General features: G+C 71.1%; 20 protein-coding genes and 1 tRNA gene. 3 read left to right on the top strand and 18 right to left on the bottom strand.

All coding sequences use genetic code 11. The features are described 5' to 3' along the window. Positions 1–132: 132 nt before the first annotated feature. From GXY85_11995 to GXY85_11985, 3 genes are all read right to left on the bottom strand, one after another. On the bottom strand, positions 133–936 hold the full coding sequence (locus tag GXY85_11995; protein ID NLW51544.1) for a LysM peptidoglycan-binding domain-containing protein: 804 nt from the start codon (positions 934–936) through the stop codon (positions 133–135). A 267-nt stretch (positions 937–1,203) separates the two neighbouring features. Next, the gene (locus tag GXY85_11990) at positions 1,204–2,658 is read right to left on the bottom strand and encodes an RtcB family protein (protein NLW51543.1); all 1,455 of its coding nucleotides are present in this window, start codon (positions 2,656–2,658) and stop codon (positions 1,204–1,206) included. A gap of 23 nt (positions 2,659–2,681) precedes the next feature. Then, positions 2,682–3,119 carry an archease gene (locus GXY85_11985; protein ID NLW51542.1) on the bottom strand — a complete coding sequence of 146 codons (438 nt, stop codon included), beginning with the start codon at positions 3,117–3,119 and terminating at the stop codon, positions 2,682–2,684. Between the two features lie 200 nt (positions 3,120–3,319). Here GXY85_11985 and GXY85_11980 point away from each other — a divergent pair, with 200 nt between their 5' ends. Further along, on the top strand, positions 3,320–3,964 hold the full coding sequence (locus GXY85_11980; GenBank protein ID NLW51541.1) for a riboflavin synthase: 645 nt from the start codon (positions 3,320–3,322) through the stop codon (positions 3,962–3,964). After that, entirely contained in the window at positions 3,964–4,968 is a 1,005-nt protein-coding gene (pdxA, locus tag GXY85_11975) for a 4-hydroxythreonine-4-phosphate dehydrogenase PdxA (protein ID NLW51540.1), read from the top strand. The genes GXY85_11980 and pdxA overlap by 1 nt, the downstream gene beginning before the upstream one ends. A gap of 11 nt (positions 4,969–4,979) precedes the next feature. Here the strand turns inward: pdxA and GXY85_11970 are convergent, their stop codons facing one another. The 14 genes from GXY85_11970 to galT form a co-directional block, all read right to left on the bottom strand. Next, positions 4,980–6,122 carry a metallophosphoesterase gene (locus tag GXY85_11970; GenBank protein NLW51539.1) on the bottom strand — a complete coding sequence of 381 codons (1,143 nt, stop codon included), beginning with the start codon at positions 6,120–6,122 and terminating at the stop codon, positions 4,980–4,982. Between the two features lie 49 nt (positions 6,123–6,171). Continuing rightward, complete coding sequence (locus GXY85_11965; GenBank protein NLW51538.1) at positions 6,172–7,197, bottom strand: hypothetical protein; 1,026 nt, start codon at positions 7,195–7,197, stop codon at positions 6,172–6,174. An 80-nt stretch (positions 7,198–7,277) separates the two neighbouring features. Beyond that, on the bottom strand, positions 7,278–7,676 hold the full coding sequence (locus tag GXY85_11960; protein NLW51537.1) for a hypothetical protein: 399 nt from the start codon (positions 7,674–7,676) through the stop codon (positions 7,278–7,280). A gap of 80 nt (positions 7,677–7,756) precedes the next feature. Next, positions 7,757–8,569, bottom strand: coding sequence for a hypothetical protein (locus GXY85_11955; protein NLW51536.1), 813 nt, complete (start codon positions 8,567–8,569; stop codon positions 7,757–7,759). A 223-nt stretch (positions 8,570–8,792) separates the two neighbouring features. Next, positions 8,793–8,868: transfer RNA gene (locus tag GXY85_11950), tRNA-Ala, on the bottom strand. A 68-nt stretch (positions 8,869–8,936) separates the two neighbouring features. Next, on the bottom strand, positions 8,937–10,148 hold the full coding sequence (locus tag GXY85_11945) for a cofactor-independent phosphoglycerate mutase (protein ID NLW51535.1): 1,212 nt from the start codon (positions 10,146–10,148) through the stop codon (positions 8,937–8,939). 16 nt (positions 10,149–10,164) lie between these two features. Continuing rightward, positions 10,165–11,466, bottom strand: a complete 1,302-nt coding sequence (locus GXY85_11940; protein NLW51534.1) for a homoserine dehydrogenase — start codon at positions 11,464–11,466, stop codon at positions 10,165–10,167. 179 nt (positions 11,467–11,645) lie between these two features. Next, positions 11,646–13,319, bottom strand: coding sequence for a DUF1957 domain-containing protein (locus GXY85_11935; GenBank protein ID NLW51533.1), 1,674 nt, complete (start codon positions 13,317–13,319; stop codon positions 11,646–11,648). Between the two features lie 34 nt (positions 13,320–13,353). Further along, positions 13,354–13,854 (bottom strand): DUF4912 domain-containing protein, encoded by a 501-nt coding sequence (locus GXY85_11930; GenBank protein ID NLW51532.1) that lies wholly within the window; start codon positions 13,852–13,854, stop codon positions 13,354–13,356. Next, positions 13,851–15,080, bottom strand: coding sequence for a glucose-1-phosphate adenylyltransferase (glgC, locus tag GXY85_11925; protein ID NLW51531.1), 1,230 nt, complete (start codon positions 15,078–15,080; stop codon positions 13,851–13,853). Before glgC ends, GXY85_11930 begins: the two co-directional genes overlap by 4 nt. Positions 15,081–15,121: 41 nt before the next feature. Further along, entirely contained in the window at positions 15,122–15,496 is a 375-nt protein-coding gene (locus tag GXY85_11920) for a response regulator (protein ID NLW51530.1), read from the bottom strand. A 9-nt stretch (positions 15,497–15,505) separates the two neighbouring features. Continuing rightward, on the bottom strand, positions 15,506–19,132 hold the full coding sequence (locus GXY85_11915) for a GAF domain-containing protein (protein ID NLW51529.1): 3,627 nt from the start codon (positions 19,130–19,132) through the stop codon (positions 15,506–15,508). Positions 19,133–19,148: 16 nt separating this feature from the next. Further along, complete coding sequence (gene glgA / locus GXY85_11910; protein NLW51528.1) at positions 19,149–20,645, bottom strand: glycogen synthase GlgA; 1,497 nt, start codon at positions 20,643–20,645, stop codon at positions 19,149–19,151. A 2-nt stretch (positions 20,646–20,647) separates the two neighbouring features. After that, entirely contained in the window at positions 20,648–21,724 is a 1,077-nt protein-coding gene (galT, locus tag GXY85_11905; GenBank protein ID NLW51527.1) for a galactose-1-phosphate uridylyltransferase, read from the bottom strand. Positions 21,725–21,820: 96 nt separating this feature from the next. Between galT and GXY85_11900 the strand changes: the two genes are divergently transcribed. Continuing rightward, a complete protein-coding gene (locus GXY85_11900; GenBank protein ID NLW51526.1) occupies positions 21,821–22,594 on the top strand; it encodes a TatD family hydrolase in 774 nt (257 codons plus the stop codon). Between the two features lie 126 nt (positions 22,595–22,720). Here GXY85_11900 and GXY85_11895 read toward each other — a convergent pair. Continuing rightward, on the bottom strand, positions 22,721–23,489 hold a 769-nt coding region (locus GXY85_11895), incomplete at its 5' end, for a hypothetical protein (protein ID NLW51525.1).

Here is a 23,489-nt window from a genome sequence, read left to right as displayed (position 1 = left end):
CCAGCCAATATAGCCCATCGACAGGGCCCGTCAAGCACGCGCAACCCCCCAAAAAGGCGGCGGCGCGGTGAACCGACCCGCGCCGCCCTGCCCTGCCCTGCGTGGGAGTCATGCCGGCATCTGCCGGGTCCGTCAGGGGATCACCAGCACCATCCCCGGCTGAAGGCTGGCCGCGTCCGGCAGCACCCGGCTGTTCGCGGCCTGGATGTCTTTGTACTTCATCCCGTCGCCGCCATAGCACTTCTCGGCAATCCGCCAGAGGCTGTCGCCCTGTTCCACCTTGTAGGTGCGTCGGCCGGAGGACGCCGCGAGTACCGGGGACGGGGAGGACGCGGCAGGCGCACGGCCCTCACTCCCTTCCAGGGGCGGAATGCGCAGCCGCATGCCGGGTTGCAGCAGCCTGGGGTCGCTCAGGACCCCCGAGTTTGCCTTCAGAATCGCACCGTGATGCCGCGAGGAGCCGTAGAGCTTCTGGCTGATCCCGCTCAGCGTGTCGCCCCTCTCCACGACGTAATGCTGCGGCCGCTGAGGCGTCGTCTGCGCCGCCCCCGGGGCCGATCCGTCGGTCGACGGCGTCGGCGCACGAGTGACCCGGATCTCCTCGGGCTGCATCTGGTTGATCAGGTCGCGGATGGTGGACTCCTCCGTCGTGACACCCAACGCGGGCGAGCCGGACTCCTGTCCGGCTGCATCCGGCGGGGTCGGCTGGACGACGCGGGGCTGCACGGACCGAGCCGGCGGATCGGACTGCGCCATCAGCTCCTGCAACAGATCGTCGACTCCGGTCCGCGTCTCAGAGGGCTCCGGCGTCTGCTCGCCGGCCTCGGCGAGCGTCGCATCCTCCGGCACCGTCTCGCCGCCCCACACGCAGAGCAGGATCACGGCGACCGCCAGCAAGGCCAGGATACCCAGCAGTTGCACTTCTTTGAGCTTCATATGGGGCCAACCCCCCTTCCTGATCCGATCCGACCGCTCGATCTTCCCGACCGTGGCCATAGACTCACACGGGTAGGTTAGCCAAACGGCCATCCCAAAAACAAAAAGCATCCCTCCGGGCGGCCGGCGCCCGCCAGTCGCCCGGGGCGATGCATCCGAAGTGATTGCCCAAGAATGCTTTACAGAATGCGGTGGGACGGCCGGCGCCCCGGAGTCCCGCGCGAATGGCGACGGAAAAAGCCGGCCGCTCCCCGCCCGTCGCGCGCTCTACCCCTTGATGACGCCGATCGGCTCCATGCGCGCCACCTTGCGCGTGATGCCGGCCTCCTGCATCACCTGCACGACGGCGTCGACGTCCTTGTAGGCGTCGGGCATCTCTTCGGCGAGCGTGTCGCGCCCCTCATGCCGCACCAGGATGCCGCGCGCCGCCAGTTCCTTCTTGATGCTGCGCCCGGCCGCCCGGCGGATCGCGCCCTTGCGGCTCATTGCACGGCCGGCACCGTGGCAGGTGCTGCCCCACGTCTCGCGCATCGCGCGGTCGGTGCCCACCAGCAGGTAGCTGGCCGTTCCCATGTCGCCGGGGATCAGCACGGGATGGCCCACGGCGCGGTACGGCGCCGGGGTCTCCGGATGGGCGGCCGGGAAGGCGCGTGTCGCCCCCTTGCGGTGCACGCAGAGCCGCCGCCGCTCGCCGTCGACGTCGTGCACCTCCCATTTGGCGATGTTGTGACACACGTCGTAGACCTGCCGCAGCCCCAGCGCGTCGCGGTCTGCACCGAAGACCTTCTCGAACACGCGGCCGACGAGCGCGAAGATCGTCTGCCGATTGGCCCATGCGTAGTTGGCCGCGCCGGCCATGGCGCCCAGGTAGCGCACGGCTTCGGCCGAACCGAGCGGCGCGCACGCGAGCTGCCGGTCCGACACCCGGATGCCGTACCTGCGCGTCGCCGCCTGCATCGTCTGCAGGTAGTCCGTGCAGACCTGGTGCCCGAACCCGCGCGAGCCGCAGTGGATCTGCACGACCACCAGGCCCGGCGCCACGCCGAACGCCTCGGCCGCCGGCGCGTCGAACACCTCGACGACGCGGTCGATCTCCACGAAGTGGTTGCCGCTGCCCAGCGTGCCCATCTGGGCGGCGCCGCGCTGCATGGCCCTGGGGCTGACGGCGTCCGGGTCGGCGCCCTCGATCGCGCCGCCCGCCTCGGTCCGCACCAGGTCCTCCGGCCGTCCGAACCCGTTCTCCACCGCCCACGCCGCCCCGTCCACGCAGACGCGGCGCAGGTCCGGAACGGTGAGCGTCCGGATGGCCTTCGACGCGCCGACGCCGCAGGGGATGTCGCGGAACAACCCGTCGATGAGATCGTGGATCCGCGGGCGCACCTCGGATTCGGTCAGCCCGGTGCGCGCCAGCCGCACGCCGCAGTTGATGTCGAACCCGATGCCGCCGGGCGAGACGACCCCGCCCTGCTCCTCGTCGAAGGCGGCCACGCCGCCGATGGGGAATCCGTAGCCCCAGTGGGCGTCCGGCATGGCCAGAGAGGCGCCCACGATGCCCGGCATGTGCGCGACGTTGACCGCCTGTTCGACCGCATTGTCGCGCTCGATGGACTCCAGCAGGTTCGCGTCGGCGTAGATGCGCACGGGCACGTTCATCCCGCCGAACGGCGCGATCTCATGCACGCACGGCGCCACCTGACTCAGCACGTAGGGTCTCTGGCTCATGGTCGGCCCCTTCCCGGTCGCCGTCAGACGTCGAAGACGATGCTGACTTCCAGCCGCCCAGCGGACGGCCTCACGACCAGATCATGGTAGGTGACGGCCTTGATGACGTTGCGCACCTCGTGGCGGAGCGGGTCGAAGTCCTGTCCGAACAACCGCCCGCGCACTTCGCCGGCGCCGACGGCGTCGACGACGGCCCGCACCGGCGCCAGCCCCTCCGCATCGAACGCGAACAGTATCTCGTTCAGCCAGCCGACCAGCAGCTCCTCCGGCGCCTCACCGGTGACTGCCAGTGCGGCCTCCCGCTCCGGCTCCACGGTCTCCGGGTCCACCATCAGGCCGATGAACCCGGCCGACGCCTGCTCGATCAGCTCCCGGAGCGACGGCGCCCAGACGCGCAACGCCAGATCGGCCGTATGGTCCAGCGACTCGTACCCGCAGCGCTCGTCCTCAGGGTCCCGCATTCTACGGTGTCCTCGGATGTCCGCCGGCGTCCCCCGCTCGCCCTTCCAGCATCATCGGCCAACGGCCGACCGTAAGTCAACCCTCCGGGAGCATGGCTCCACACGGCGGTCGTCACGTAGAAACGCCGGCCCCGGGCGTGCTATCATGCCGCCTGCGGCGCCGTGCCGCGGCTGCCATCCGCTACGCGAGGTCCGCCCGCATGTTCACCGGCATCGTCCAGCACGTCGGCACCGTGCAGTCCGTCGTCCGCCGCGGGGAAGCCTGCTCCCTCGGGGTCGACTGCGGCCCGCTGGCCGCGCAGGTGGCCCCGGGCGACAGCGTGTGCGTGGACGGCGCCTGCCTGACGGCCACGGCCATACGGCCGCCGCACGTGCAATTCGACGCCGGGGCCGAGACGCTGCGGCTGACCACGCTCGGAGAGGCCCGCCCGGGACGGCCGGTGAACCTGGAGCTGGCGCTCCGCCTCGGCGACCGCCTCGGGGGCCACTTCGTCAGCGGCCACGTCGACGGCACGGGCACCGTGCGCAGCCTGGCCGCCCTGCCGGGCGAGGTGCGCCTGACGGTCGAGGTCCCCCCCGCCCTGGCCGACCAGATGGTGATGAAGGGCAGCGTGGCCGTCGACGGCGTGAGCCTGACCATCGCGTCCCTGGACCCCGGGGCGTTCCAGGTGAGCGTCATCCCGCACACGCTGGCACAGACGACGCTCCGGTGCCGGACGACGGGCGCACGCGTGAACATCGAGTGCGACCTGATCGGCCGCTGGGTCCGCCGCCTGCTGCGGCGCGACGAAGCCGCAACCGGCGCCGACCTGACCATCCCCGGCCTGCAGGAGCAAGGGTTCTGATGCGAGACGGACGCGACGACGTCGTTCTGGCCGTGACGATGGGCGACCCGCGCGGCATCGGCCCGGAGGTGATCGTCAAGGCACTCGCGCGCACGGACGTGCGCACGCGCATGCTCGTGGTGGGCTCGGGCGCCGTGCTGGCGGCCGTTGCGGACCGCCTGGGCCTGCACCCGGCGCTGCACGCCTTCGGCGACGCCCCGGGCGCGCAGCTCTGGCCGGCGCTGCTGGACGTGCCCGGCTTCCCGCCGGACCGGATCGAGCCCCGCCGGCCCGACGCTCTGGGCGGCCGGGCCTCGATCGACTACATCGAGAAGGCCGTGGCGCTGGCCCTGGCCGGCCGGGCCGACGCGGTGGTCACCGCCCCGATCAACAAGGAGGCCATCGCGGCCGCCGGCGCGCGCTGCCCGGGCCACACCGAGATGCTCGCGGCCCTGACCGGCGCGGCCACGCCCGTGATGATGCTCGTCAACGGACCGCTGCGGGTGGCCCTCGCGACGACCCACGTGGCCCTGCGCGACGTGCCGGGGCTGGTGTCCGTCCCGGGCCTGCTCGGCGTCGCGCGGGTGCTCAACGAAGGTCTGCGCCGCTTCTTCGGCACGCCGCACCCGCGCATCGCCCTGTGCGGGCTGAACCCGCACTGCGGGGACGGCGGGCGGTTCGGCGACGAGGAGGCCCGGCTGCTGGCCCCCGCCGTGGCGGCGGCCGGCCGGGAAGGCATCGGGCTGACGGGCCCCGAGCCGGCCGACACGGTGTTCGTGAAGGCCGCCGCAGGGGCCTACGACGCCGTCCTGGCCCTCTACCACGACCAGGGCATGATCCCGGTGAAACTCGCCGGGCTCGGCGCCGTCGTGAACGTCACGCTCGGGCTCCCGATCGTCCGCACGAGCGTCGGCCACGGCACGGCCTACGACATCGCCGGGACCGGCCGGGCCGAGGAGGATTCGCTGGTCGCCGCACTGCGGCTGGGCGCACAGATGGCCCGGACGGCGCGCGCCGCACGCTGACGGGCCGGTGGTCAGCGTGCGGCCCGGACCAGGTCGATCACGGTCACCTCGGGCGGGCTGAGGAAGCGCATGGGCGGCCCCCACGTGCCCGTGCCGCGGCTCGTGTAGAGATGCGTGCCCGGGGCCACCTCCACCAGCCCGTGGCCATGTTCGTAGTAGAGGGCCACCAGCAGGCTGAACGGGAAGATCTGCCCGCGGTGGGAGTGCCCGCTCACCTGCAGGTCCATCCGGTCGATCGAGCCCGCTTCGACCACGGGCCGGTGCTTGAGCAGCACAACGAAATCGCCGTCCCCCGCGTCGCTCAGCACCGCCTGCTCGCTCCGGCCGCCGCCGTCTCGGAACGGCCCCCGCCGCCCCGTAGGGTCGTTGACGCCGGCCACGGTCAGGCCCTCGACGGGCCGCGCGCACGCGTCGGCCAGCAGCGCGAAGCCCGCGCGCCCCGTGAAGTCCACCGAGTGCCCCAGCCCCGCGTAGTACTCATGGTTGCCCGTGACGGCGAACTTGCCGAGCGGCGCCGGCAGGTCCGCCAGGATCCGCGCCAGCTCTGCCGAGTCCTTCATCTCCGCGTCAACCAGATCGCCGGCGCTCAGCAGGATGTCGGGCTCCGCGCGCCGCACCCGCTCCGCAATGCGCGCCAGCCGCCGCCGCCCCACGGTGCTGCCCACGTGAACGTCGGCCAGCACCGCGATCCGCACGCGCGGCCGCTCCGCCGTCAGCTTCGGCGACTCCAGCCGCACGCACTCCGTGCGGATCCGCCACGGCTCGATCAGGGCATAGGCACACAGCGCCGCGACCGCCGCCAGCTCGACGGCAAGCACCCGCGGGCCGACCAGCCGGAATGCACGCGCCCCCGGGTGCACGCGCCCCGCCAGCGCGAACAGACCGTTCCAGAGGTCACGAACGAGCGCCACACCGAGAAATAGAAAAAGTGCGCCCGCCCAGACCATACCCACGACCTCGACCGGCCGGCCGATCGCCGATCGCCCCGCGCGCACCAGCATCATGCCGGCAATCGGCGCCACCATCAGGACCAGCATCGCCAGCCCCAGCACCGAGGCCGTGCGCGTGCCCAGCCCGGCATGGATGCGCACATGCGTCCACGCGTAAGCGTGCATGGCCCCCCAGGCGAGCAGGATGACGACGACGAATCCCATGAGTCCGCCCCGCTATGCGACGCCGCCGGCCGCCCGGCAGGTGCCCGGATCAGGGGGCATCCGCGGCCGCCTCGGCGACATCAGGTAGACGTACATAGACCAGTTCCTGCAGGCATGCCTCGCGAAGCGCGAACCGGCCCGCCAGCCCCGCGCGGGCCAGAATCGGCCGGACGGCGCCATCCGGACTGCCGGCGGTCTGCAGGTCGAAAACGACACCCGGACCGCCCGGATCGGCCCCCGGCAGTGCCGCCTCGGCCGCCGCGGCACGGAGCGCCTCCGCCTCCGACCCCGTGGCCTCGGGGATGCGAACCCGGGTCCGACGCGGCGAGAACCAGAGGCGCAACACCGCCCGGGCCATCTCCAGCGCAAGAGGCGGAAGCGCCCGCTCAACCCCGTCCGGCCCTGCGGGAACCACGCGGGAGCCCGCCGCGTGCGATGCGGACGGGTCGCCGGGCCGGCCCGCGGTGAGGGCCCAGCTCACCTCCTGCCCCGCCTCGCCGCCGTCGGTCGCCCCGGGGTCCTCCGGCGCAGCGGCCAGGGCCACGGCCAGGTGGATGGCCGGCTGCGTGCCTCCGGGCTCGACCACGCGCAGCCCGCACCGTTCCAGCTCGCGGGCCAGGTCCATGCGCAGGCCCGCGCCGGCGTCCGACGGCACGTCCAGGCAGACGGCCGGCGTCAGAGGGTCGCCGGGGCGCGCGTCCAGCGGGTGGACCAGCGCACGGGCACGCACGCGGTAGACGGCCGGCTCGGTCTCGGGCAGCCCGCCCGCCTCCAGCACGTGCATCTCCCGCACGTAGCCGGCGGCGCAGACGCAGACGGACTGCTCCGCCACACGGCGGCCGGCAACAACCGTGCGGGCCTGCACGGCGGCGTGCGCCTGGATCAGCGCGTTCCTCCGCGCATCCGCGAGTGCGGCGGCGTGCGCCCGGGCCCGGCCGAGGCCCGGCGCCATCTCCGCGAAGCCGTAGACCTCCACGGCCACCGGCCCGGGCGACGCGAGCCCGGCCGAGGCGCCCGCCGCACAGAGCGCGAGCACGGCGCACGCGATGCACACGGCGCGATGCCGTCCAAGCATCCGATCGGCCCCATCATGGCAGGAGGAGGCGGACGGGGGCCCCGGCGGCACGGCGGAAGCCCTCGCGGGTTCGCCGTCCGCTACTCGACGAAGTCCCTCAGCCGGGCATACTCCTCGCACGTCAGTTCGAGGGTCGCCGTGGCCCGGACGATCGGACTCGGCGAGAGCTGCGTGTCCTGTTTCTTCTGGAAGGTCACGTCCGCGCGGGACAGGAAGCCGCTGACCCGGACCTCGGCCTCCTGGCTGCGGAACATCAGGTCGCCCACGGATGCTGTGCCGGTCACCATGCCGCCCTTGACCTTCTCGAGCAGGTTGGCCTTGGCGATGACGGACGCGGCCACCCGGGCTTCGGCCTCCGCCAGCGGGTCGTCCTGCTTCGTCTTGACCGCCTCCCCTTCGGCGGTGAATACCACCTTGTGGTGCGTCTGCATGCAGCCGACGCACACCAGCGCCAGCACACCCGCCCATACCAGCTTCATCGCCAATCTCCCGGCAAAAGGAACCAGAGAACGGCAGAACGCCCGCCCCGTGGTCAGAGGTCCGGCAGCCGCCAACCGGCTCAACGTGTCGGTTCCACCAGACTCCGCAGACGGCGGAGGTCCTCTCCCGTCAGACGCAGGACGGCCCGGACCTCGCAGCGCTCCGGCGTCGGCCAGACCGGCTTGCCATACTCCACCCCGCCCGCCATCAGCCCGGCCACCGTTGACCGCGCACGCTGGTGGGCGAGCATCAGACCTTCGACGGTCACCTCGTTGGTGATGTAGGCGCCGCCCAGTTGCTCACGCAGCTTCGCGACGGCGTCGCAGCGGGCGGCCTCCTCCGCCTGTGCGCGCCGCATGCCCTCCGACGGCGGCGCGCCGCGCGGCGTGCCGTGCAGCAGTCGCTCGGGGAGGATCCGGCCGTTCGCGTCGAGCCCGACCCGCAGCACAACGCGGGCCATCCGCTCCTCGGCGTCGTAGTCGCCGTCCACCAGCATGACGCCGGACAGGGAGCCCGAGAGATCGACGCGGGTCTCGGCGCTCGCAAAGCGCAGGTCGCGCACCTCGGCCCGGCGGTAGACCTGGGCGCCGAACAGCTTCTCGACCAGCACGGCCATGGCCTGGGCGCGGGCCGCCTCCAGGGCGGTCAGCCGCGCCTCCAGCTCGGTGCGGGCGTCGGGCGCGGCAAACCCCAGCCCCTCTCCCTCGACGACCGCTTCGCAGTCGACGGCCCGGCCCGAGGCCGCCTCGCCGACCGGCTCGAGAACGGCGGTTCCCGTGGCCGAGAACAGGTGCGCCTGCTCGAGCCGGACGGCCCGGCCGCCGGCACATCCGGCACCTGCGGCCATCAGCGCCAACCCCGCCGCCCACGCAATCGTCCGCTGGATTCGCACGCTCCGCTCCCTGCAGAGAAGGCCGTCCGGTCGCATTCGTCCCGCCGGCCGGCGCGCATGCCCTCGTAGCATATACAACGCCTCGCGGTGCGTCAAAGCCACGAGGGCGAATTGGCGGGCGGCGGTTGGAGATGCCCGGCGATTTCGGCAGTCTCCCCGGGATCAGGGGCAGTCTGCGCGGCGGCCGGATGGTGCTCGGGGCCGGCGGCCCTCCGCAACGGGGTGGTGGAGATGAGGGGATTCGAACCCCCGGCCTCGGCAGTGCGAGTGCCGCGCTCTCCCAATTGAGCTACATCCCCACCCGGTCGACGTATTATAGGCGGCCGGCGGGCGCTGAGCAAGGAGATGGACGGTGTTCGGCCCGCCGCTACGGCGCCGGGACGATGAACTGGTCCATCAGTTGCCAGCCCGGGTCGACCTCCACGTCCGAGGCGGCCGCGTGGGCCTCGGTGTACGGACAGCCGGAGGCGGCCTTCACTCCCGCGCCCCACATGGCGAACGGCACGGCGCCCCGCTTGTGGCGCCCGTCCTCGACGGAGGTGAGGTGGTCGGGGAGGATGAGCACCCGGAGCCCCTCGGGAACGTCCGCCGCGTGGGCCATCAGCGGCCCAACGATGTGGCTGTCGACGCGTTCGATCGACCGTACCTTGGCCTGGACGTCGCCCTCGTGGCTCGCCTCATCGGGGGCTTCGACGTGCACCAGCACCAGGTCGCAGCGCGTGAGCGCGTCGATCGCGTAGCGGCCCTTGGCGGCGAAGTCCGTCTCCACGTAGCCCGTGGCGCCGGGCACGTCGACGACTTCCCAGCCGATCAGGCGCCCGATGCCGCGCACGAGGTTGACCGCGCTGATGACGGCCCCGCGCACGCCGAATCGCGCCTCGAACGGCTCCAGGTCGGGCGCGACGCCCTGCCCCCAGAGCCAGATCATGTTGGCCGGGTTCTTGCCGAGGTCCACGCGCACGTGGTTGACGTCGTGCGCTTCCAGGAGGGCCCGGGAGCGCTGCATGAGGTCCAGGAGCAGAGGGGCGCCCTTGCCGCTGGGGAGGCATTCGCGGACCGCCTGGCCGACGACGTCGTGAGGGGGGGTGGTCTCCGCGTTCAGGGGGTCCGGGCCGGTGTAGATGAGCACGTGCCGGTAGCTTGTGCCGGTGTGGAACGAGATTTCGGGCGATCCGAGGCTCTCCTGCAGGGCGCGCAGGAGAAGGTCGGCCTCGGCGGTGCTGATGTGCCCGGCCGTGAAGTCCGCGAGCCGACCGTCGGCCACCGTCACCAGGTTGCAGCGAACGGCCCACTGGCCGGGCTCCAGGCGCAGGCCCAGGTCGGCCGCCTCCAGGGGGCCGCGGCCGGTGAAGTACTTCAGGGGGTCGTTGCCGGTGACGCTCATCATGGCCACGGCGCTGCCGGGCGACAGGCGGCGCGGGACGTTGTTGACCAGGCCGAGCAGCCCGTCGGAGGCCGCCCGGTCCATGTTCGGCGTGCGGGCGGCTTCCAGGGGCGTCCGGTCGTTCAGGCGCGGCGAGGGGGTGTCGGCCGCGCCGTCGGGCACGATGATACAGTATTTCACGGGACCACTCCCCATGGGGTCAGGTCAGGGCTCAGACGTCCTCCACTCGCAGCATGCGGGGACGGCCGCCCGGCACGATGCTCAGCCGGCTGATGCGGTCCAGCGCACGGTCGACGGCGCCCTCGCACGCCTTGTGGGTCATGAAGACGACGGGGGCCGCTTCCAGGCCCTCCCCCACCTCCTGCTGGTGCACGGAGGCGATGCTGATGCCTTCCTCGCCCAGGATCGTGGCGACCTTCCCGAGCGCGCCGGGGCTGTCGACACACTCCATGCAGAGGTAGAAGCGCTTGACGAACTCCGCCTGCGGCACCAGGTCGGCCGCCGGCACGTCTCCGAACTGGGAGAGCCGCGAGAAGTGCATCGGGTACTTCCCCAGCGCGATCGCGGCGATGTCGGAGACGACGGCGCTGGCGGTCGGCAGGCGCCCGGCGCCCATGCCGGTCATGACGAGTTCGCCCGCATGGCCGGCGTGGATGCAGATGGCGTTGTAGACGCCTCCCGTGACCGCCACCGGATGGTCCCGGTGCAGCAGCGCGGGGTAGACGCTCAATTCCAGTCGTTCATCGCGCCGGACGGCCACGGCGAGCAGCTTCAGCGTGTAGCCGAGGCCTCGGGCGTATTCGATGTCCCGCCGGTCCACGCCCGAGATGCCCTCACAGGGGATGTCCTCGAGGCGGACGCGCACGCCGAACGCGAGCCGCACCAGCACGGCCAGCTTGTGGGCGGAGTCGACGCCCTCCACGTCCAGCCGCGGGTCCGCCTCAGCGTAGCCCCGCCTCTGGGCTTCCGCCACGGCGTCCTCGTAGGAGAGGCCGCGTTCGTCCATCTCCGTCAGCACGTAGTTGCAGGTGCCGTTGACGATGCCGTAGATGCTCTCGATCGGGTCGCTGATCAGGCCGCGCCGGATGCTGCCGATGACGGGGATGCCGCCGGCGACGCTGGCCTCGAACGCAATGCTCCGCCCGTGCGCCCGGGCGAAACGGAAGAGTTCGTCTCCGTGCTCGGCCAGCAGGGCCTTGTTGGCGGTCACCACGTCCTTGCCGGCGGCCAGGGCCTTCTCGATCACGGTCCGGGCGGTCGTCGTCCCGCCGAACAGCTCGACAACCACCCCGACCTCCGGGTCCCGCAGGGGCGCCTCCAGGTCGTCGGTCAGGATCACGCCCCGATCCTTCGGCAACTCGGCGGCGAGTTCCTCGGTGCGGCCGTCCACGACGTACTTCAGGCGGATGGAGTCACCCGTCCGCTCGTGCAGGGGGCCGGGCGACAGCAGGATCCGGCAGACGCCCAGACCTACCGTGCCGCAACCGTAGACTGCGACCTGGCACAATTCCATGTATCTGCATCCGGATCTGAGGGGCGCCCGAAGGGGCGGCGGGCCCGGCCCCGATCTCTGTCAGCCCAGTGGGAGAAGCGCAACACAGGGCAACTCCCTCAACCGGCTGCCATGCCCGCGTCGAGGCCCCGATTCGCTGCGGCGAGTCCCGAGAGTATACCCCTGCCGAGCCCGGACTGTCAATCGCTGCGAGAGGGCGTCCACACGCGGAAGTCGATGTCCGGAAACGGGTCGTCCAGCCACTCGTGTTCGGCCACGACTCGTTCTTCGAGGCCGCCCCGACGGAGGCATCGCGCGAGGTGGTCGAAGCGCCCCAGCAGGGACCGCACGCGCCCGGACGCGTACTGCCGGGCGGTGCCGGTGTAGACGAGGAACGGCCAGTCCCCGGCCTGCGCGAGCAGGAGCAGGCGGGCGCACTGGTTCAGCGCCCGCCGCGCCAGGTCGCCAGGCGGCCCGCAGGCGGCGGCGAGGGCGCGCGTCTGCGCGAGGGCGCGCGTCTGCGCGAGGGCGCGCATCTGCGCGAGGGCGCGCATCTGCGCGTCGGCCGCCTGCAGGGCGGGCTGGATCCAGTCATTGGCGGGGTTGACCCAGGGGTCGAAGTAGCCGCCATCGCCCCAGCTCGAGGTGGCCGGCCGGCCCGAGGGCGCCCCGCCCGGGCCGCCGGCCCGGCCGTTGTCCAGCAACTCCCCCGGGGTCGCGAACCTCCAGACACTCTGCGACGCGGCCAGACGGGCCACGGTCTCCAGGAAGTGTACGCCCTCGAACCACCAGTGCCCGAAGAGTTCCGCGTCGTAGGGGGCCACGATCACGGGCGCGCGCCCGAGGGCCGGCCCGAGGGCGCGCGCGATGCGGCGGGCCTGCTCGGTCCGTCGCGCCACGAAGTGCGCGGCATGCTGCCGGGCCCGCGCCACCGCTGCGGCCGGTTCATAGGGCCGCTTGTCGCCCAGAGGGCAGGCGCCCGTCACGCGATGGTACTTGAGGCCCACGGGCCGTCGCGCTCCGTCGGCGGGCAGGCAGGGCGCCAGGCGTTCGGGGTCGGCGTCGTAGCCCAGGTCACGGTGGAATTCCCGGTAGACGGGATCGCCGGGGTAGCCCTCCTGCGCGCTCCAGACCTGACGCCCGGTCTCGACGTCGCGTCCGAACGCCAGGGGTCCGTCCGGCGTGGCCAGCGGGGCGAACACCCCGGCCGGCGGCGCCGGGTCGGCCAGCAGGATCCCGTGTGTGTCCAGGAAGAAGCAGCCGAGCCCAAACTCGGCCAGGAGGCGGGGCACGGCGGGGTCGAAGGCGCATTCTGGCAGCCAGAAGCCCCGGGGGCGGACGCCGAAGTGCCTGCGGAAGCACTGCAGTCCCACCTCGACCTGGGCACGGCGCGCCTGCGGCGACGCAAGCAGCGGCAGCAGCGCGTGCGTGGCGGCCGAGGCGATCAGCTCCAGCCGCCCGGCCCTGTGCAGCCGCGCGAATGCCTGGAGGATGTCGCCGCCGTAACGCGTCGCGCAGGCGTCCCGCACGGTCCGGTAGTGGCGTGCGTACATCCGCGCGGCGTCGGCGAACGGGGTCGCCCGCGTCCGCCGGACTTCGGCCTCGGCCAGATCGACGTGGCGGTCGAGGTAGCGGGCGAGCCGGCGCTGCAGCAGCGGGTTGGCCAGCATCTCACAGAGCGTCGGGCTGACGGACAGGGCCAGCGGGAACGGGACGGCGTCCTCCTCCAGGCGCTCCAGGGCCAGAAGGAGCGGCACGTAGGTCTCGGCCACCGCTTCGAAGAACCAGTCCTCCTCCAGGAAGTCGTCATGCTCCGGGTGCCGCACGTACGGCAGGTGGCAGTGGAGGATCAGCAGCAGGTTCGCCTGGGTCATGGGTCTGCGGGGCACCGAGGGTCAAACGCAGGGGTCAACGGGGCCGTTCGGCCCCCGGATCGTCGCGCCGAGAGGCCGTCTGGAACGACGAGCCGAGGTGCGGCAGGGTCGAGTGGAGATCGAGGCCCGGGATGCCGGTGCGGGGTCTCGGCCAGGCCGGGCGCGCGGGATGCACGGCCTCGCCGGGCACGGCGGGCGGCATCGCCATGCGCGGTGTGCGACAGACGGTCCGCCACCTTCGGCCTCCGCGCAGGGCGAGTTCGACGGCGTAGACCTCGCCCGGCTCCACGTCCACGTACAGGCTGCGGCGTTCCGGCGGCACGGCGATGGTCCGGCTCGATCCGTCGGTCAGGTTCACGACGCGCAGCACCCACTGGCTGTCCGCCGCGGCGGCGAGGGCGGCCCCGGAGGCACCCGATCCGACCAGGCGCCAGTGGACGAAAAGCGAACGCGGGGAGCGGGGGACGGCGAAGATGGCGTCCCGGTCCTCCTCCGCCGAGGGATGCGGGGGCTCCGGGAAGTCCTGACGGCTCATTCGTGCGCTCCGGCGTCTGCGCGAGGGAAGGGGACGCGCTTGGGCATGACGACGACGCCCCCCTCGCTGACCGTGAAGTGGCGGCGGTCCCAGTCGATGTCGTACCCGATCCGGGCGCCGTCGGGTATGGTGTTGTCCTTGTCGATGATGGCCCTGCGGATGCGCACATCGCGTCCGATGGCCGTGCGGTCCATGATGATGGACTGCTCGATGCGGCTGCCGACCTCGATGCGGGCGCCGGGGCCGATGACGGAGTCGCAGACGTAGGCGCCGCTGACGATGGCGCCGTGGCAGATCAGGGAGTTGAAGACCTCCGCCTTGGGGGTCCCCGGGCTGCCGCCGGCGAAGACGATCTTGGCCGGGCCGCCGTGCTGGGTCTCTCCGCGGAACGGCCAGTCGCGGCCGTAGAGGTTCAGCACGGGCTGGACGCGCACGAGGTCCATGTGGGCCTCCCAGTAGGCGTCGATGGTGCCGACGTCGCGCCAGTAGCGGCCCGGAAAGCGGTAGGCATGCACCTGCGCGCCGCTGCGCACCATGGCGGGCAGCACGTCACGGGCGAAGTCGTGGCCCCCGCTCCGCTTGGCGTCCTCGATGACGCTCCGGACGAGCGCTTCGGTCTGGAAGGCATAGACGCCCATCGAGCAGAGGCACGTGTCGGCACGGCCGGGCGACGGCGCGGGCCGGGACGGCTTCTCCTCCAGGCGCACCACGGCGTCGTTCTCGCCCACCACGAGCACGCCCAGGTTGCCGGCGGCCTCTGCGAGCGGCCTCTCCATGCAGGCCACGGTGACGTGCGCGGCCGTGCGCGTGTGTTCCTCGAGCAGCAGGGAGTAGTCCATGCGGTAGAGGTGATCGCCGCTGAGCACGAGCACGTGTCGGGGACGCTCGGTCTGGAGGGTGTATACGTTCTGGTAGATGGCGTCGGCGGTGCCCAGGTACCAGTCGTCGCTCATGCGTTTCTGCGGGGGCCTGGTCGTGATCCACTCGCCGATCTCGGGGCTGAAGACGTCCCAGCTCGTGCGCAGGTGCTGGTCGAGGGATTCGCTCTTGTACTGCGTCAGCACGTAGATGCGGCGCAGGCCGCTGTTGAGGCAGTTGCTGAGGGTGAAGTCGATCAGGCGGAAGTCTCCCGCGAAGGGCACGGCCGGCTTGGCCCGGTCCTTGGTCAGCGGGTACAGCCTCTCCCCCTGCCCTCCGGCGAGGACCATCACCAGCGTGTCTCTCAAGGGCCACGTTCCGTGCATGGCGGCTCCCGGCGACCGGGGGGTCACTCCCGTGCCTGACTCCTCTTCTCCAGGGCGTCCCGGATGGCCTCCAGGAGAGGCTCCAAGTCGGCCGACTTCAGCACGTAGGCATCCGCCGCCCAGCTCATGAAGCTGTCCTGGTACTCGCTGTAGCCGGTGTTGAGGATCACGGGCGTGTCCTTGCTGTGGCTCAGGATGCGGGACATCGACTCGATCCCGTCCATCCGCTCCGGCAGGTTGATGTCCATGATGACCACATCCGGGCACATCTCCCGGGCCATCTTCACGGCGGTGCGGCCGTCGCCGGCGCAGAGCACCTCGTAGCCCTGCTCCTCGAGTTCCTGCTTGTAGAGGAGGCGCACGTTCTCTTCGTCTTCCACCAGCAGTATCCTGGCCATGGTCTCCCCCTATGTGCTCGATCCCCGTTCAGTCGATGACGCGCCGGCGGCCAGATGCTCCCCGGCCGGCGCGGCCGCCAGAGTCACGGTGAAACGCGAGCCGACGCCCGGTCGGCTGTCGACCTCGATCCGGCCCCCGTGCTGCGCCACGATCCGGCGCGAGACGGACAACCCGAGTCCCACCCCGCCGATCTTCGTCGTGAAGAACGGACTGAACAGCTTGTCCAGGCTGTCCAGACGGATGCCGCAGCCGGTATCCGACACGACCAGTTCCACCAAGCCTTCCCGGAGGGTGGTGGTGACGGTCAGGCGGCTGTCGTCCTCCCCCTCCATGGACTCCAGGGCGTTCTTCAGAAGGTTGATGATGACCTGCTTGACCATCTCCGCATCGGCCGGTATCTCGCCGATGCGTTCGTCCAGCGACACGTCGAGGGAGACGCCCTCCTCGCCCATGGCACTGCGGAACTGCTCGATGGTGTCCCGCACGAGGTCGTTGATCCTCACGGGCAGCTTGGTCGGCCGCAGCGGGCGGGTGTAGTCCAGCACGTTCACCAGCGTGCGTTCAAGCCGCCGGGCCTCCTGGTAGATGATCGTGGCGTTGCGGGCGGTCTTCGGGTCGTCCTTGTGCTGCCGGGCGATGGACGCGGCGAAGCCGCCGATGGCGGTGAGCGGGTTGCGGATCTCGTGCGCGAGGTGGCTGGCCATGCGCCCGACGCTGGCCATGCGCTCGGCCTCGACCAGCCGGTCGCGCGTCGCCTGCAGTTCGTGAAGCTGGTCCCGGATCCGCTCGTACGCGCGGGCGTTCGCGATAGCCAGGGAGGCCTGCCGGGAGAACATCTCCAGCAGTTCCACCTGCTCCTGGCCGATGGGCGCCTGCGTGAACTTGTTGTCGGCCAGCATGACGCCCAGCGGCTCGTCCTGGGCAACCAGCGGCACGCAGACGAACTCCCCGAGCCCCAGCGCGGCCACCACGCGGCCGTCCATGTCGGGGTCCGAGGCCGCGTCGCCCACGTGGGCCGTCGCGCGGCTCTGCAGCGTGGCCACCAGCGTGTCGTTCGCATTCGAGAGCGGGATGTGCAGCCCGAGCACCAGGGAGGTCAGGCTCAGGTCGCCGGCCGAGGGGGTCCCCACCCCCAGGAGGTCGCAGATGTCCACCCCCCGCTGGTCCAGATCGGACCAGATGCGATGGGCATCGTCGGGCGAGACGGGCCCGACGGCCATGCGGCCGGACAGCCTCCGGTGCTCGCCATCGATCAGGAAGATGAACGCACGGTTCAGGCCGATGGCGTGCCCTGCGGTCATGCAGGTCAGAACGAGGTGCAGGACCTTCTCCAGGTCCAGGGACGTCTCGACCTTCTCCGCCAGCGTGTTGATGAGCCGCATCTGCTCGGTCTGCCGGCGCTGTTCGGTGATGTCCAGCGTCAGCACGACCAGACGCGTGTCGCCGTGGACGACCGGGGTGAAGACCTGCTGGTAGCAGTGCCACACGCCGCCGGCATCGGTGCGCTCGTGGATCTGGATCTGGGGCCTCCCGCAGGCGGTCGCCTCGGCCACCGGGCAGAGGTCGGTCCGGCAGACCCCGCAGAGGCCCACCTCGCGGCACTCCTTCCCGAAGGCCTCGTCCCCGAACCCGAACCAGTCCATCAGGGTGCGATTGGCCCACTGGAGCCTCAGCGACCGGTCATACAGCGCCAGGCCGGCCCCCATCGCGCCGACCACCAGGTTCAGCGTGTCGCGCTCGCGCAGCAGGTTGGCCTGGGCGCGCTTCTCGTCCGTGACGTCCACAAGGAACGAGGTGAAGCCGACGTGCTGCCCGTCCTCGTCGTCCATCCGCACGCGGGTCTCCCGCACGATGACGGGCGTCCCGCCCTTGCGCAGCATGGTCCGCTCGATCACGGTGCGGCCGGCGAGCCGGCATTCCTCCAGCAGGGCCGCCAGATCGTAGGGCTCCCCGGCCAGGTCGGCCGGCGTCATCCGCCCCACCACCTCGTCTTCGGAGTAGCCGAGCATCTCCTCGCAGCTCGGACTCCAGTGCGTGTAGACGCCGTCGAGCCGCGTGCTGGTGATGCCCACGGCGGTCGAGCGGATGATGTTGGCGAGCTGACGGTGGGCCTGCTCGATCTCCTGGCGGTCCCGGCGCCTTTGCACCATCATGCTGGCGTTCTGAAGGGCCACGCCGATGTGCGGCGCCACGCGCTCCAAGGCCGCCAGGTCGGCCTCCGGGAAGTCGTCCTCCCGTTCCGACAGGAGGTGCATGACGCCCAGGACCTTGCTGCCGGAGGCGACGGGCACCGCCAGTTCGCTGCGCGCCCTGTACTCCTCGGCGAACCCGATCACCCGCCGGCTGTCCGTGGCGGGGTCGGCCGATCGGACGGTGCGCCCGCTGCGCGCGCACAGGCCGATGATGCCCTGCGCGAGCGCCTGGCGGTAGCCGGCCGGCCGATAGCGGCGCTCGCGGCCGGCCTCGGCGACCAGCACGCACTCCCCCGCCTGCTCATCGATGCGGAACAGGGAGACGTCGAAGTAGTCGCGGAACGTCCGGAGGGCCTCAACGACGCCCTCCAGAAGCCCCTTGCGCATGGGCAGCTCCAGCAGGGACCGGCCGATCCGGGCGATCACCTCCGCCTCGCCCACCTCCTTGCGGGAGAGTTCCAGACGGGCCGTGCGGTCCAGCGCCAGCGCCAGCACGGAGCAGATGTCGCGCAGCCGTGCCAGGTCGCGCGTCCGGAAGATGTCCTTCCGCCGCCCGTAGAGGAGCAACGCGCCGGCCGGCTTCTCATGCAGGATCAGGGGCACGCAGGCAATGCTGCCGACGCCCGCATCGAGCAGTTCGGACGCGTTGACCAGCCCTTCGTGGCCGCGCACGTCCGGGAAGAGGCAGGCTTCGCCCCGGCGACAGACCCTTTCCAGGGCGCTCAGGACGGCGCCCGTGCGCGCCTCGTGGTCGGTGAGGAACTGACGCTGCTCGCGCAGCATCGGCAGGGGCAGATCGGGCGCGTCCGTCAGGTCCCGCGGCGGCCCGCCCTGGCCGGGCTCGAACCGGACCCTGTAGCCGGCCAGGTCCCACAGGGCGCCCAGCTTCGCGGCGGTCACGGCGGCCACCTGGCTGGTCGTGCCCGTCTCGGCCAGCGCCTCCTCGATCTCCCAGGCGGTGAAGATCTCCTGCAGGCGCGCCTGGGCCTTCCGGTGGTCGGCCTGGGTGGCCAGTTCGTAGAGGTCGGCGCCCTTGCGCAGGACGGCGTCGATCGCCTCGTCGGTCAGGCGCGACAGGTGGAAGGCGTTCAGCTCGCCCTCGACCGATTCGAAGATGACCTGCCTGCAGACGCTCTTGAGTTCCAGGAGCACGTAGGCCACGTCGGCAAGCCGCATGCTGTGCCGGCGGGCCTCGAAGATGAGCCGGTAGAAGGCGGCCATGTCGGCCTCCTCGGACCGCCCCTCCAGGCGCACCAGCAGCACGTCCACCAGCTCCCGGCCGTCGCCCCGCAGCACGTCCTCCGCCAGCAGGCCGTCGGCGTCCTTCTCGCGGGTGAGCAGGCGGATCCTGGCCATCCACCGCTCGATCAGGACGTCGCGGTGCTCGCGCAGAACGCGAGCCACCGCCCGCCGCTCTTCGGATGTGTCCGATCGCGTGCTCACCTGCTCCGCCTTCCGGTCAGTCGGCCGGCCCGTGCCCGGCCTTTCGACATGCCTTTCGGTAGACCTCCACGTATTCCCGGGCGCTGCGGCTCCAGGACCAGTCCGCCGCCACCCCATTGCGCATCAGCCGGCGCCACGCGTCGCGCTGCCGGTAGACGGCCAGCGCCCGCCTGACGGCCCCGATCAGGGCCGATGCCTCATAGGGGCCGAACCGGAACCCGGTCGCCGTGCCCGCCCGCAGACCCTCCTCGGTGTAGTCGACCACGGTGTCGGCCAGACCGCCGGTCGCCCGCACCACCGGAACCGTGCCGTACTGCAGGCTGTAGAGCTGGTTCAGCCCGCACGGCTCGAAGCGGCTCGGCATCAGGAACATGTCGCTGCCCGCCTCGACCAGGTGGGCGGTCGCGTTGTCATGCGCAAGGACCACGCCGAAGGAGCGTTCCTGGGCCCCCTGCGTCCGGGTCAGGAAGGCATGGTAGCCCGGGTCCCCGAGGCCGAGCACGACGAACTGCACGTCCTCCTGCAGCAGGACGGGCAGCGCCTCCTGGAGCAGGTCCAGGCCCTTCTGGTCCACCAGGCGGCAGACCATGCCAATCAGGGGCACGTCGGGCTCCTGGCGCAGCCCGAACCGCTCCTGGAGCGCGCGCTTGCACTCGGCCTTGCCGGAAAGGTCCTCGGCCGTGTAGTTGGCCGGGATCAGTTGGTCGGTGGCCGGGCTCCATTCGCTCCGGTCGATGCCGTTCACGATGCCGTGCAGGTCCTCGGCACGCTCCTGCAGGACGCCGTGCATGCCGCAGCCGTGCTCCTCGGTGCGGATCTCCTCGGCGTAGCGCCGGCTCACGGTCGTCAGCACGTCGGCGCCCACGAGGCCGGCCTTCAGGAACGACAGGTTGCCGTAGTACTCGAGCATCCGCCAGTTGAACAGCTCCCAGGGCAGCCCGGCCAGGTTCATGTCCCAGTGCCAGAAGATGCCCTGGTAGGCGATGTTGTGGATGGTGAAGACGGTGCCGGTCCGCGGGAACCGGTCCCTGTAGATGTGCTTGACGTAGATCGGCACAAGCCCCGTCGGCCAGTCGTGGCTATGGAGGACGTCCGGCTTCAGGCCCCGGACGTGCGCGAACTCCAGCGCGCCCCGCGCCAGGAAGATGAAGCGTTCGCTGTTGTCCAGGAAGTCGGTGTTGTCCTCGCGCCGGGTGTAGTAGCCTTCGCGGTCGTAGTAACGGTCGTTCTGCAGGAAGTAGACGGGCACGTCCGTGCCGGGCAGGACGGACTGCCAGGCACTCCCGGGCACGTTGGCCGCCCCGATCGGCACGACGAAGTCGCCCTTCTCGACCGGCCTCAGCGGCAGCCCCAGCGCCTCGGCCCGCTCGCGCACGCCCCGGTACAGGGGGCTGATCACGCAGACGTCCTCGCCCAGCCCCGCCAGAGCCGCCGGCAGAGACCCCAGCACGTCGGCCAATCCCCCCTCCTTGGAGAAAGGGGCCACCTCGGAGCCCACCATGGCAATCCGCATCGTCAGCGCTCCTCGCTGCGTTCGTCGCGCCCTGCGCCCGCTGCGGGCACAGACCGCGCAGAGACCTTCTCCAGAACCTGTTCCGGCGTGACCGCACGCAGATACTCGGCCGCCCGCTCCGGCTCCAACGGGTTGATGTAGAATCCCGTGCCCCACTCGAAACCGGCAACCTCCGTCACCCGGGGGATCACCTCGATGTGCCAGTGGTAGTGGCCGCTCTCGACGCCCCGCGCCGGCGCCGTATGGACCACGTAGTTGTAGGGCGGGTCCTGCAGACACACCTCCAGCCGCGCCAGCGCGTCCTGCAGTGCGCGGGCCAGCGCGGGGATGCGCTCCGGAGACAACTGGAAGAAGTGCGGCGCGTGGAACCGAGGCAGCAGCCACATCTCAAACGGAAACCGCGCCGCGTACGGACACAGGACCACGAAGTCGTCGTCTTCCGACACGATGCGCGCGCCGGACGCCCGTTCCTCCTCCACGATGTCGCAGAACAGACACCGCCCCGTCTCGTGGAATGACTCCGTGCACCGCGCCATCTCCTCCTGCACGCGCCTGGGCATCACGGGCACGGCGATCAACTGCGAATGCGCGTGCTCGATCGTCGCCCCGGCCGGTTCCCCGACGTTCTTGAACACCATGACGTAGGTCAGACGCTCGTCAGCGCTGTGCAGCCGCGAACGGTCGCAGATCGTCCGCAGGACCAGCGCCAGGTCCTCCGGCGCCATCTCGGTGGGACTCACCAGGTGCTGCGGCGACTCGATGATGACCTCGTGCAGGCCGAACCCCGTGCACGCGCGCATGGTGCCATGCCCGGTGGAGACCAGCGGCTCGTCCGTGCGCAGGGCCGGATACTTGTTCGGCACCACGCGGACCTTCCAGCCCGGCGTATTCGGGGCGGTGTCCCCGGGCCGCACGGCCGTCAGCTCCGGCGGCGTCCGGTCCTCGTTCCCCTCGCAGAACGGACAGAACCCCCCGCCCCGCAGGCCCCGCGAAAGGTGCAGGCTCTGAGGCCGGGCCGCGCGCTCCGTGGCGATGATCACCCACCGCCCGCTGACGGCGTCGCGGCGTAGCTCTGCCATCTCCTGGCTCCCCCTGAAATGCCCGTGCCCCCGCCATTATAATCGCTGTCCGTCGCACGCACAACGCGGGCGCCCCGGCCGGGTTGCAGCACTGCCATGCACATCATCGACACACACGCCCATCTGGACGCACGGGCCTTCCGGCACGATCTTCCGGACGTGCTGGAACGCGCACGCACGGCGGGCGTCGTCCGTATCCTCTGCGTGGGGACGGACTTGGCGTCCTCGCGCCGGTGCGTCGAACTCGCGCGCCGTCATCCGGACCTGATCCGCGCGGCCGTTGGCATCCACCCCACCGATTGGGCCGCATGTTCCGGTGACTTCGCGGAGGTCGAGCGACTGGCCGCCCTGCCGGTGGTGGTCGCCGTCGGCGAAACGGGGATGGACTTCCATCATGACTCGACGCCGCCGGACGCGCAGGCCGACGGCCTCCGGCGGCACGTGGACCTCGCCCTGGCCCTGGACAAGCCCCTGATCGTCCACGCCAGGAAGTCGGACGAACGGGTCCTGGAGGTCCTCGAGCAGGCGAAGGGCGCGCTCAGAGGCGTCCGCCACTGCTTCGATGGCCCGGCGGACGTCGCGTCCCGCTATCTCTCCCTGGGCCTGTGCGTCGCCGTCGGGGCTGTCGTCACGCGCCCCGGACACAAGCGCCTGAAGGCGGCCGTGAGGGACCTGCCGGCCGACTGCCTGATGGTGGAGACCGACTGTCCCTATCAGTCCCCGTCAAGCCGGGTGGGCACGCGCAACGAGCCGGCTTTCCTGCCGGAGACCCTGGCCGCGCTGGCCGCCATTCGGGGGGAAAGCGCCAAGGCGCTGGCGGAGTCCACGACCGCGGTTGCCAGGCGCCTCTTCTTTCCTGACATGCCGTAGCCCAGACTGCTCCCGTGAGACAACCCTGGTCGCCGTAAAAGCCGTCTTCTGCACCCGCAATGCTGCTCTCGCGTTTGCGGGCACTGCCGTTCCATCGCTGGCAGAGGCCGACTCGGCCATCTGTCCTCAGAGAGCAGCGTTGAAGCGCTCCGCCCAGGCGACGACTTCCATGACGCCGTCGGGACAATCGGCATCCAGATCACTATACCGCCCGAACTGCAGGCACAGGTCGAGCTGGCACTCGACGGCAGGGCCCCTCGTCTCCACTGGCGCCACGATCATGCCCCGGAAGCTGTGCGGATTCACTGAGGGATCGTCATACGCAATGACCGTGGCCCTCTCCCGCTCCTGCCAACCCTGTTCCGAGCGCCACCGAACGTATTCGCCGGCGATCGCCTTGGCGTCCGGGGAGAGATCTGTTCTGTCCGTAGCTGCAACCATGATCCGATCCAGGGCGTCGCCGATGACGAACCAGTTCTGTATCTCCAACTGCGGGATGACAAACGTATCGGGCCGGAGGAAGGCGCCCTTGACGGTCAGCCGATCCTCACCCTCGTCGTGTCCGGCAACAGACAAAATGGGCCCCACCGCATCCGGGTGCTCTGTGTACCCCAGCAGGAACACGTTTGCGGCGATCGCGAGCTTCGTCCCATCCAGACTGAGGGGGATGAGACCGGGCGGCGCCTCCGGAGAGGACAGAGCATGCCCGACCATTCGGTCCCCCCACTCGCGTCTCTCGGTTTCCGGCACCGTCTCCGGGCTGCTGAAGAGCAGTGGTGTCTCCTTGGCGATGACCGCCAACTCCGCGAACACTCTCGCTCGCTCGGCCATCAGCTTCCTGATCGTTCCAGCCAGGACATTCACGGCCTCCGCCGATGCGCCGGCAGCCTCCGCC

The organism is Candidatus Brocadiaceae bacterium (genome assembly GCA_012728835.1).
Classification (GTDB): Bacteria; Planctomycetota; Brocadiia; order SM23-32; family SM23-32; genus JAAYEJ01.
The sequence above is the reverse complement of the archived record's forward strand: the minus strand, read 5'-3'. Positions and strand labels throughout refer to the sequence as shown.